At 71.1% G+C, this 10,758-nt stretch carries 8 protein-coding genes; 2 read left to right on the top strand and 6 right to left on the bottom strand.

All coding sequences use genetic code 11. The features are described 5' to 3' along the window. Positions 1-1,747, bottom strand: a 1,747-nt coding sequence (locus tag QR77_RS31295) for a GNAT family N-acetyltransferase (RefSeq protein ID WP_150130601.1), incomplete at its 3' end; no start/stop codon positions are given. Between the two features lie 164 nt (positions 1,748-1,911). Here QR77_RS31295 and QR77_RS31290 point away from each other — a divergent pair. Then, positions 1,912-2,193, top strand: coding sequence for an HPr family phosphocarrier protein (locus tag QR77_RS31290; RefSeq protein ID WP_040028954.1), 282 nt, complete (start codon positions 1,912-1,914; stop codon positions 2,191-2,193). A 176-nt stretch (positions 2,194-2,369) separates the two neighbouring features. Here the strand turns inward: QR77_RS31290 and QR77_RS31285 are convergent, their stop codons facing one another. The 3 genes from QR77_RS31285 to QR77_RS31275 all read right to left on the bottom strand — a co-directional run bounded on the left by QR77_RS31285 (position 2,370) and on the right by QR77_RS31275 (position 6,053). Further along, positions 2,370-3,059 (bottom strand): GntR family transcriptional regulator, encoded by a 690-nt coding sequence (locus QR77_RS31285; protein WP_040025398.1) that lies wholly within the window; start codon positions 3,057-3,059, stop codon positions 2,370-2,372. Positions 3,060-3,276: 217 nt separating this feature from the next. After that, positions 3,277-4,659: a pitrilysin family protein gene (locus QR77_RS31280; RefSeq protein WP_040028953.1), complete on the bottom strand. Its 1,383-nt coding sequence runs from the start codon at positions 4,657-4,659 to the stop codon at positions 3,277-3,279. A 17-nt stretch (positions 4,660-4,676) separates the two neighbouring features. After that, positions 4,677-6,053 (bottom strand): pitrilysin family protein, encoded by a 1,377-nt coding sequence (locus QR77_RS31275; RefSeq protein WP_078877367.1) that lies wholly within the window; start codon positions 6,051-6,053, stop codon positions 4,677-4,679. Between the two features lie 190 nt (positions 6,054-6,243). Here QR77_RS31275 and QR77_RS31270 point away from each other — a divergent pair, with 190 nt between their 5' ends. Further along, on the top strand, positions 6,244-8,694 hold the full coding sequence (locus tag QR77_RS31270; protein ID WP_040025385.1) for a DNA topoisomerase IV subunit A: 2,451 nt from the start codon (positions 6,244-6,246) through the stop codon (positions 8,692-8,694). 4 nt (positions 8,695-8,698) lie between these two features. Here the strand turns inward: QR77_RS31270 and QR77_RS31265 are convergent, their stop codons facing one another. Together QR77_RS31265 and QR77_RS31260 are read right to left on the bottom strand one after the other, a co-directional pair. Further along, positions 8,699-9,823 (bottom strand): GTP-binding protein, encoded by a 1,125-nt coding sequence (locus QR77_RS31265; protein ID WP_040025383.1) that lies wholly within the window; start codon positions 9,821-9,823, stop codon positions 8,699-8,701. 50 nt (positions 9,824-9,873) lie between these two features. Continuing rightward, on the bottom strand, positions 9,874-10,758 hold an 885-nt coding region (locus QR77_RS31260; RefSeq protein ID WP_040025381.1), incomplete at its 5' end, for a citrate/2-methylcitrate synthase.

Genomic DNA, 10,758 nt, shown 5'->3' with positions numbered 1-10,758 from the left:
ACCCGCCTCCCGAGGGGTCCGTCGTGTCCGCCCAGCCGACGCGCGGGATCGCCGTCACGACGACCGCGTCGCACGCCGGGTCGGCCAGCGCCGCGGCCAGCGCGGCGCGGAAGTCCTCGGGCGACGCCCCCGTGGTGAGGTCGCGGGGCGGCAGCGGGCGCAGGCCCTCGGTGAGGCAGGCGTCGTAGGTCAGGAGGCCCAGCGACTCGGAGTTGCCGAGGATCGCCACGCGCGGTCCGGCCGGGAGCGGCTGGGACGCCAGCAGGAGGCCGGCGTCCACCAGTTCGGTGACGGTGTCGACGCGGATCACCCCGGCCTGGCGCATCAGCGCGGAGACCGTCGCGTCGGGGATACGGGTGACCGGGACGGCGTGCCCGGTGGGCGTGCTGCCGCTGTGCCGCGCCCCTTTGACGACCACGACGGGCTTCACCGCCGCCGTACGCCGGGCGAGCCGGGTGAACTTGCGCGGGTTGCCGAGCGATTCGAGGTACATCAGCACGACGTCGGTGTCCGGGTCCTCGTGCCAGTACTGGAGGAAGTCGTTGCCGGACACGTCGGCGCGGTTGCCCGCCGAGATGAACGAGGACAGACCGGCCCCGCGCCGGTCGAGCCCGGCGAGCAGCGCTATGCCGATCGCGCCCGACTGGGTGAACAGACCGATGCGTCCGCGCGCCGGAGCCTCCGGCGCGAGGGAGGCGTTCAGCCGGACGGACGGCCCGGTGTTGATGATCCCGAAGGCGTTCGGCCCGATCAGGCGCATGCCGTACGAGCGGACCTGCCTGACCAGCGCACGCTGGCGCTCCCTGCCCTGCTCCCCGCTCTCGGCGTAACCGGCGGAGAGGACCACCACGCCCTGGACGCCGTGCTCGCCGCAGTCGGCGACGGCTTCCGGCACCCGCTCGGCGGGTACGGCGAGCAGCGCGAGGTCGACGGCCCCGGGTATCGAGGCGACGGAGCGGAACGCGGGGACGCCGTCGAGCTCCGCCAGGTCGTCGGCGAACGCGCTGTTCACCGCGTACGTACGGCCGGCGAAGCCGCTGGCGGTGAGGTTGCGCAGCAGCGCCCGGCCGACGCCGCCCGGCGCGCGCCCCGTACCGACGACGGCGACGGAGGACGGCGCGAGGAGCCGGTGGACCGAGCGGGCCTCGGCGCGCTGCTCGCGGCCGCGCTGGACGGCCAGCGACTCGGCGGTGGGTTCGAGGTCGAGGGTCAGACGTACGGAGCCGTCCTCGAAGCTGCGCTTCTGGGTGTAGCCGGCGTCCCGGAACACCTTGATCATCTTGTTGTTGGCGGGCAGCACCTCGGCGGCGAAGCGCCGGATGCCGCGCTCCCTGGCGACGGCGGCGATGTGTTCGAGGAGGGCCGATGCGACGCCGCGCCCCTGGTGCGCGTCCTGGACGAGGAAGGCGACCTCGGCCTCGTCGGCGGGCGCCGAGGCGGGCCGGCCGAGGTCGTCGATGCGGTCGTAGCGCACGGTCGCGATGAACTCGCCGCCCACCGTCACCGCGAGACCCACCCGGTCCACGTAGTCGTGGTGGGTGAACCGGTGCACGTCCTTGTCGGAGAGCCGGGGGTAGGGGGCGAAGAAGCGGTAGTACTTCGACTCGTCGGAGACCTGCTCGTAGAAGCTGACCAGCCGTTCGGCGTCGTCGGCGGTGATGGGCCTGACCCGGGCGGTGCCTCCGTCGCGCAGCACCACGTCTGCTTCCCAGTGGCCGGGGTAGGCGTGCTCGGAGGGCGTCTCCATGGGGTCAAGCCTACGGCGCTGCCCGGGGGGCCGTACGGGTCGCGGCGGCGTTTGCGCCGGTCCACCCTGGGGAGGCCGGACGCGCCCCCGGGGTCGGCGGAGGGCGTGCGGGACACCGTGCGAGAATGGTCTAGACAACTCCTTGAAACGTGAAGGGCAACATCATGGCTGAGCGCCGTGTCAACGTCGGCTGGACCGAGGGCCTGCACGCCCGCCCCGCCTCCATCTTCGTCCGTGCGACCACGGCCACGGGCGTTCCCGTGACGATCGCGAAGGCCGGCGGCAGCCCGGTCAACGCGGGGTCCATGCTCGCGGTGCTCGGCCTGGGCGCGCAGGGCGGCGAGGAGGTCGTGCTCGCTTCGGAGGCGGACGGCGCCGACGCCGCTCTGGACCGGCTGGCGAAGCTGGTGGCCGAGGGGCTCGACGAGCTTCCCGAGACCGTCTGAGCTCGCTTTCCGAACTCAGCTTCACGGGTTGCCCTGCCACCCCTGTCGTGGGAACGAGCCGCGATGCGTGAATTCCGCGCATCGCGGCTCGTTCTTTTCCACGCACGCTTCAATGCGTTTTATGGCAGCGGAAAATAGGCCCTGCCTATTTCTTCTCTTTGTATACGGCGTGATTGTTAAGTGCGGGCACTCGCGATGTTTACGGCACGTTGCGAAGCCCTCACCTTTTCCCGGCTCCCCACCGTCCGCCGCAGCCGGTGCGCCGTCGCCGTGCGCTCGGCGTGCAGGGTGGTGAGCGCCCGCGCGCGCTCACTGTCGCCGCGCGCCACCGCGTCCACGATCGCGCCGTGCTCCGCCCAGGTCTCCACGGGGTGGGCGGGCTGCTCGACGGCGTACATCCAGGCGATCTTGTGCCGCAACTGGGTGAGCAGCGCGGTCAGTCCCGGGCTCCCCGACGCCTGCGCGAGGGTCTCGTGGAACCAGGAGCCGAGCGCCCGCAGATCCTCGCCCTGCCCCCGGCGCGCCCGCTCCTGGCCCAGTCTCACCAGCCCGCGCAACACCTTGAGGTGTGCCTCCGTACGCCGCTGGGCGGCGCGCGCCGCGCCCAGCGGCTCCAGCAGCAGCCGTACTTCGAGGAGGTCAGCCGCGTCCTGCTCGGTGGGCTCGGCCACGCACGCGCCGACATGGCGCCGGGTGGTGACGAACCCTTCGGACTCCAGGGTGCGCAGGGCCTCGCGCACCGGGACGCGGGAGACGCCGTAGCGCCGCGCGAGGTGTTCCTCCGTGAGCCGGGAGCCCCGCTCGAACAGACCGGAGACGATGTCCTCGCGAATCGCAGTGCATACCGAGTGCGCGGGAATGCGCATGTCCGAACCTCCGCCTTAATCCGCGCGAAACGCCGCCGATTGCCGCCTGTTCCGTGACTCTATTGCAATCAACGCGAATTTCCGATGGCTGCCGGAAATCCATGCTTGTCCTTGGCCGGACACGCCGCTCGTTCCGGACACGCCGGAACACGCCTGAACACGCCAGGACCCCGGCGACTGGCCGTCGCCGGGGTCCTTCGCGCTGGAGCGGGCGGGGTCAGCCCGTGACGACCGTCACCTCACCGATCCCGAGAGCGGTGACCGCGTCCTTGATCTGGGCGGCGTCCCCGACGAGCACCGTGACGAGCCGGTCCACCGGGAAGGCGTTGACCGCCGCCGCAGTCGCCTCGACGGTCCCGGTCTCGGCCAGCCGCGCGTACAACTGCGCCTGGAAGTCGTCGGGCAGGTGCTGCTCGACCTGGTCGGCGAGCGTGTCGGCGACCGAGGCCGCCGTCTCGTACTTCAGCGGCGCGACGCCCACCAGGTTCTGCACGGCCACATCGCGCTCGGCGTCGGTGAGGCCCTCGGCAGCGAGGGTCCGCAGCACCTTCCACAGGTCGTCGAGCGCCGGACCCGTGGACTCGGTGTCGACCGAGCCGCTGATGGCGAGCATCGCGGCGCCCGTCGGCCCGCCGGGGGTCGCGGGGTCCGAGGAGCGGATCACCTGACCGTAGGCCCTGACCCCGTAGGTGTAGCCCTTCTCCTCGCGCAGCACCCGGTCGAGCCGTGAGGTGAGCGTGCCGCCCAGGCAGTACGTGCCGAGCACCTGGGCCGGCCAGACCCGGTCGTGCCGGTCGGCGCCGATCCGGCCGATCAGGAGCTGGGTCTGTACGGCGCCGGGCCGGTCCACGATCACCACACGGCCCGTGTCGTCGGCGGTGATCGGCGGGACCGGGCGGGCGGCGGCCATGTTGCCCGTCCAGGTGCCCAGCGTCTCGGCGAGCAGGGTGTCCAGATCGACGTCCGTCAGGTCGCCGACGACCACGGCGGTGGCCGTGGCGGGACGTACGTGCGCGTCGTAGAAGGCGCGCACGCCTGCGGCGTCGATACGCGCCACCGTCTCCGCCGTGCCCTGGCGCGGCCGGGACATCCGCAGCGACGCGGGGAACAGCTCCTTGGAGAGCTGCTTGGCGGCGCGGCGGGCCGGGTTGGCGCTCTCGTGCGGGATCTCGTCGAGGCGGTTGTTGACCAGCCGCTCGATCTCGCTCTCCAGGAACGCCGGGGCGCGCAGCGCCTCGGCGAGCAGGCCGAGGCCCTTGGGCAGCCGGGAGACCGGGACCTCCAGGGAGACCCGTACGCCCGGGTGGTCGGCGGCGGCGTCGAGCGTGGCGCCGCAGCGCTCCAGCTCGGCGGCGAACTCCTCGGCACTGTGCTTGTCGGTGCCCTCCGAGAAGGCCCGCACCATGATCGTCGCGATGCCGTCGAGCCCTTCGGGCTCGGCGTCGAGCGGCGCGGCGAGCGAGATCTCGACGGCCACCACCTGCTGTCCGGGGCGGTGGCAGCGCAGGACCGTCATGCCGTTGTCGAGCGCGCCGCGCTCGGGGGCGGGGAAGGCCCAGGGCCTGGCCTCGCCTGCGGTCGGCTGCGGATGGAGGTCCATGGTCACGGCAGCGTCGGTCACTTGCCCGCCTCGTCGTTCTCGTCGGTCGTGTCGTTCTCGTCGGCGGCGGAGGCGTCGGCCGCCTCTTCGGGAGCGAGCGGCTCGTACACCAGCACCGCCCTGTTGTCGGGACGCAGCCTGGCGGCGGCGACGGCCTGGACCTCGTCGGCGGTGATGTCCAGCACACGGGTCACCGCGGACAGCGCGAGCTGCGGGTCGCCGAACAGCACCGCGTACCTGCACAGCTCGTCGGCGCGGCCGGCGACGGTGCCGAGGCGGTCGAGCCACTCGCGCTCCAGTTGCGCCTGTGCCCGCTCCATCTCCTCCGCCGTGGGTCCGTCGGCGGCGAGGCGGGCGAGTTCCTCGTCGACAGCGGCCTCGATCTGCGGGATCTCGACCCCGCCGGACGCCTTGACGTCCAGCCAGCCGAGGGAGGGCGCGCCCGACAGGCGCAGCAGGCCGAAGCCGGCGGCGACGGCCGTACGGTCCCTGCGCACCAGGCGGTTGTGCAGCCTGGAGGACTCGCCGCCGCCGAGGACGGTGAGCGCCAGGTCGGCTGCGTCGCTCTCGCGGGTGCCGTCGGACGGCAGCCGGTAGGCGGCCATCAGCGCGCGGGCCGGGACCTCCTCCTGGATCTCCTCGCGCAGCTCCTTGCCGATGATGTCGGGGAGCGTGCCGTCGCGCGGCGGCTGCTTGCCGTCGTGGGACGGGATGGACCCGAAGTACTTCTCGACCCAGGCGAGCGTCTGCTCGGGGTCGATGTCGCCGACGACGGAGAGCACCGCGTTGTTCGGCGCGTAGTTCGTACGGAAGAACGCGCGGGCGTCCTCCAGCGTCGCCGCGTCCAGGTCGGCCATCGAGCCGATCGGGGTGTGGTGGTACGGGTGGCCCTCGGGGTACGAGAGCGCGGTCAGCTTCTCGAAGGCCGTGCCGTACGGGACGTTGTCGTAGCGCTGGCGGCGCTCGTTCTTGACGACATCGCGCTGGTTGTCCATCGACTCTTCGTCGAGAGCCGAGAGCAGCGACCCCATCCGGTCGGCCTCCAGCCAGAGGGCGAGTTCGAGCTGATGCGTGGGCATCGTCTCGAAGTAGTTGGTCCGCTCGAAGCTGGTGGTGCCGTTCAGCGAGCCGCCGGCTCCCTGGACGTACTCGAAGTGACCGTTCCCGTGCACCTGGGCCGAGCCCTGGAACATCAGGTGCTCGAAGAGGTGGGCAAGTCCCGTACGGCCCTTGACTTCGTGGCGCGAGCCGACGTCGTACCAGAGGCAGACCGCGGCGACCGGGGTCAGGTGGTCCTCGGAAAGCACCAGGCGCAGGCCGTTGGCCAGCCGGTGCTCAGTAGCTGTCAGGCCGCCGGAACCGGCCTGCGCTGTGGCCGTGTGACCCATGGGCATGTACGTCCCTTCGATCGCGATTTGGAGAAGTCCTGCCACTGTATGCAAGCGTGCTGACACCTGGCGAAGTTCCCGTGCCCCGCACCCTCGATGACGGGTCGAGGTCGGCGCTGTCAGCGGCGCGGTCCACAATGGTCCGCGTCAGTTCCAGTAGTCGCCGTACAGAACCTGTGAAGGAGCCGCAGCAGCGATGGCCCGCCGCAGCACGAAGACCCCGCCGCCGGAGGACTTCGAGGAGAAGATCCTCGACATCGACGTGGTCGATGAAATGCAGGGCTCCTACCTCGAGTACGCGTACTCAGTGATCTACTCACGGGCCCTGCCGGACGCACGGGACGGTATGAAGCCGGTACACCGCCGCATCGTGTACCAGATGAACGAGATGGGGCTGCGCCCCGACCGCGGCTATGTGAAGTGTGCCCGCGTCGTCGGCGAGGTCATGGGCAAGTTGCACCCGCACGGGGACGCGTCGATCTACGACGCGCTGGTGCGGATGGCTCAGCCGTTCTCCATGCGGCTGCCCCTGGTGGACGGACATGGCAACTTCGGCTCGCTCGGAAACGACGACCCGCCGGCCGCCATGCGTTACACCGAGTCCCGGATGGCCGACGCCGCGACCCTGATGACGGAGTCGATCGACGAGGACACCGTCGATTTCCAGCCGAATTACGACGGCCAGGAGCGGGAACCGGTCACACTTCCGGCCGCGTATCCGAATCTGCTGGTGAACGGATCCTCCGGGATCGCCGTCGGCATGGCGACGAACATGGCGCCGCACAATCTGGGTGAGGTCGTCGCCGCCGCCCGCCACTTGATCAAGCACCCGGCCGCCGACCTGGAGACGCTGATGCGTTTCGTGCCGGGTCCCGATCTGCCGACCGGTGGCCGGATCGTCGGCCTCGCCGGCATCAAGGACGCGTACGCGAACGGGCGCGGCACCTTCAGGATCAGGTCGACGGTCACGGTCGAGGACGTCACGCCCCGCCGTAAGGGCCTGGTCGTCACCGAACTGCCGTTCTCCGTAGGTCCCGAGAAGGTGATCGCGAAGATCAAGGACCTGGTCTCGGCCAAGAAGCTGATGGGCATCGCCGACGTCAAGGACCTCACCGACCGCTCGCACGGACTGCGCCTGGTCATCGAGGTGAAGAACGGCTTCGTGCCCGAGGCCGTGCTCGAACAGCTCTACAAGCTGACGCCGATGGAGGAGACCTTCGGCATCAACAACGTGGCCCTGGTCGACGGCCAGCCGCTGACGCTCGGCCTCAAGGAGCTGCTGGAGGTCTATCTGGACCACCGCTTCACCGTGGTCCGCAGGCGCAGCGAGTTCCGGCGGACCAAGCGCCGGGACCGGCTGCACCTCGTCGAGGGGCTGCTGGTCGCGCTCATCGACATCGACGAGGTCATCCGGCTGATCCGGATGAGCGACAACTCCGCGCAGGCCAAGGAGCGGCTCATCGAGCACTTCTCGCTGAGCGAGATCCAGACCCAGTACATCCTGGACACGCCGCTGCGCCGGCTCACCCGCTTCGACCGGATCGAGCTGGAGAGCGAGCGCGACCGGCTGACCGGCGAGATCGACGAGCTGACCGGGATCCTGGACTCGGACACCGAGCTGCGCAAGCTGGTCTCGACCGAACTGGCCGCCGTGGCCAAGAAGTACGGCACCCCTCGGCGCACGGTGCTGCTGGAGTCCGGTGCCTCGGCCGTGGCGACGATTCCGCTGGAGGTCGCCGACGATCCCTGCCGGGTGCTGCTGTCGTCCACCGGCCTGCTGGCCCGTACGGCCAACGGCGAACCGCTGGAGGGCAGCGACGGGCGGCGCGTCAAGCACGATGTGATCGTCTCCGCCGTACCGGCGACGGCGCGCGGCGACGTCGGCGCCGTGACCTCGACGGGTCGGCTGCTCAGGCTCGCCGTGATCGATCTGCCGCAGCTCCCCGACACCGCTTCGGCGCCCAACCTGTCGGGCGGAGCGCCGATCGCGGAGTTCCTCTCGCTGGAGGCGGACGAGGACCTGATCTGCCTCACCACGCTCGACGAGTCCTCCCCCGGGCTCGCGCTCGGCACGCTCCAGGGCGTGGTCAAGCGGGTGGTGCCGGACTACCCGTCCAACAAGGACGAGTTGGAGGTCATCAGTCTCAAGGAGGGTGACCGGATCGTCGGCGCCGCCGAGCTCAGGACCGGCGAGGAGGACCTCGTCTTCATCACGTCCGACGCCCAGCTTCTGCGCTACCAGGCCTCGCAGGTACGGCCGCAGGGCCGGCCGGCGGGCGGGATGGCCGGCATCAAGGTGGCTGAGGGCGCCTCGGTGATCTCCTTCACCGCCGTCGATCCGGCCGCCGACGGGGTCGTGTTCACGGTCACGGGGGCCACGGACACCCTCGACGACTCGATCCAGACGGCGAAGCTCACGCCCTTCGACCAGTACCCGCGCAAGGGCAGGGCGACGGGCGGGGTGCGCTGCCACCGCTTCCTGAAGGGCGAGGACATGTTGATCCTCGCCTGGGCGGGGGCCGGTCCCGCGCGCGCCGCCGACAAGGAGGGCGCGCCGCTGGAGCTGCCCGAGCCCGACCCGCGCAGGGACGGTTCGGGGCTGCCGCTGACGGCGGCGGTCACCGTACTGGCAGGACCGGCGCACTGACGGCTCAGTCCGCGAACGCTTCCGCCTCCGCCTCCGGATCCCCGGGCGCGGAGGCGGATTCCGTTTCGTCCCGTACGTAGCGCAGCACGCCCCACATGCTCCGGCCGTCGGCGGTGTCCTCGGCGTCGCGGCAGGATTCCAGTTCTTTGCGCAGGGCTTCTCTGTCGATGCCCGAGCCGATGAGTACGAGCCGGGTGAGGCGCTCCTCGTCACGGCCCCAGGGCGCCGGGGCGAAGCGCAGGAACCGGCCGACCGCGTGCAGGGCGTAGCGGTTGGCCGGGTCGGCGGGGCCGAAGTCGGCGAAGCCCTTGATCCGGTAGAGCCCTTCGGGCCTGGAGTCGAGGAACTCCATGAAGCGGCGCGGGTTCATGGGCACCTCGGAGGTGAATTCCACGCTCTCGTAGGCGGCATGGAGATGGCCGCTGTGATCGGTGCCGTGCTCGTCATGACCGGCCCCGTGCTCGTCGTGAGCGGTCTCGTGCTCCTCGTCGCGCAGATCCTCGAAGGAGAGCTGCCCGATCGTCTCCACCCTGGGCCTGCGGTCGAAGAGCGCCTCGGGATCGACCCGGCCGTGGGACGCGACGACGGCCGGTGTGCCGGGGCTCAGCTCCTCCAGAACGCGCAGGATCCTCTCCCGCTCCGCGCCGGCCACCCGGTCGGCCTTGTTGAGCACCACGAGGTCGGCGACGGCGAGGTGCCGGTCGATCTCGGGATGCCGCTCCCGGGTGCTGTCGAACTCGGCGGCGTCGACGACCTCGACGAGTCCCCCGTACATGACACCCGGGTTCTCACCGGCGAGGATCATCCGCACGATCTCCTGCGGCTCGGCGAGACCGCTCGCCTCCACGACGATGACGTCGATCCGCAGGTCGGGGCGGGCGAGCCGGCCGAGGTAGGTGTCCAGTTCGCCGGCGTCGACGGCGCAGCACAGACAGCCGTTGCCGAGGGAGACCATCGAGTCGACCTGGCCCGCCACGGTCATGGCGTCGACCTCGATCGCCCCGAAGTCGTTGACGACCACCCCGATCCGGGTCCCCCTGCTCTCCCTGAGCAGATGGTTGAGCAGAGTGGTCTTTCCCGAACCGAGGAAACCGGTGAGGACGACGACGGGAATGGCTTTCCTGATCACCGCCCGATCGTAACCGTGCCCGCCGCCGCCCCGTGCGGGCGGCGATCGCGTCAGGCCACCGGCGGCACCGGCTGGGGCGGGAGCGGTCCCACATAGCGCGCCGCCGGGCGGATGATCTTGGAGTCCGCCGCCTGCTCCAGGATGTTGGCGCTCCAGCCCACCACCCGCGCCGCCGCGAAGGTCGGCGTGAACATCTCCCGGGGCAGCCCGCACAGCTCCATGACCACTCCGGCGTAGAACTCCACGTTGGTGTGCAGCTCACGGCCCGGCTTGAGTTCGGCGAGGATCGCCTCGACGCGCGCCTCGACCTGGACGGCGAAGTCCACCAGGGGGCCGCCGAACTGCTCGGCGATACCGCGCAGCATGCGCGAACGCGGGTCCTCGGTGCGGTAGACGGGGTGGCCGAAGCCCATGATCCGGTCGCCCGCCAGCACCCGTTCCCTGATCCAGGGGTCGATCCGGTCCACGGTCCCGATGGCGTCGAGGGTGTCGAGCGCCCGGCTGGGGGCGCCGCCGTGCAGCGGACCCGAGAGCGCGCCGACGGCGCCGACCAGACAGGCCGCCAGGTCGGCCCCGGTCGAGGTGATCACGCGGGCGGTGAAGGTGGAGGCGTTGAAGCCGTGGTCGACGGTGGAGATGAGGTAGCGCTCGATCGCCCGCGCCCGGTCGGGCTCCGGCTCGCTTCCGGTCAGCATGTAGAGGTAGTTGGCGGCGTACGGCAGGTCGTCGCGCGGTTCGACGGGGTCGAGGCCCTGGCCGAGGCGGTGGAGCGCGGTCAGCAGGGTCGGTACGGCGGCGCACGCGGCGAGGGCGTCCGTACGGCGGCGCTCCGCGTCCGTGTCGTACTGCGGGCGCAGTCCCGCCGACGCCCCGTACAGGGACAGCGCAGTCCGCAGACCGGCGAGCGGCCCCGCCGCGGCCGAGGCCCGCGCGAT

This window comes from Streptomyces sp. 150FB (assembly GCF_000818195.1).
In the GTDB taxonomy this organism is placed as follows: domain Bacteria; phylum Actinomycetota; class Actinomycetes; order Streptomycetales; family Streptomycetaceae; genus Streptomyces.
Note: the sequence above shows the minus strand (reverse complement) of the source record. Positions and strands in the feature narration are given on the sequence as shown.

What these genes read in the sequence shown, in the direction of transcription:
- QR77_RS31290 (WP_040028954.1), top strand. Translation starts at nt 1,912, where the DNA reads ATGGCTGAGCGCCGTGTCAACGTCGGCTGGACCGAGGGCCTGCACGCC.
- QR77_RS31285 (WP_040025398.1), bottom strand. Translation starts at nt 3,059, where the DNA reads ATGCGCATTCCCGCGCACTCGGTATGCACTGCGATTCGCGAGGACATC.
- QR77_RS31280 (WP_040028953.1), bottom strand. Translation starts at nt 4,659, where the DNA reads ATGGACCTCCATCCGCAGCCGACCGCAGGCGAGGCCAGGCCCTGGGCC.
- QR77_RS31275 (WP_078877367.1), bottom strand. Translation starts at nt 6,053, where the DNA reads ATGCCCATGGGTCACACGGCCACAGCGCAGGCCGGTTCCGGCGGCCTG.
- QR77_RS31270 (WP_040025385.1), top strand. Translation starts at nt 6,244, where the DNA reads ATGGCCCGCCGCAGCACGAAGACCCCGCCGCCGGAGGACTTCGAGGAG.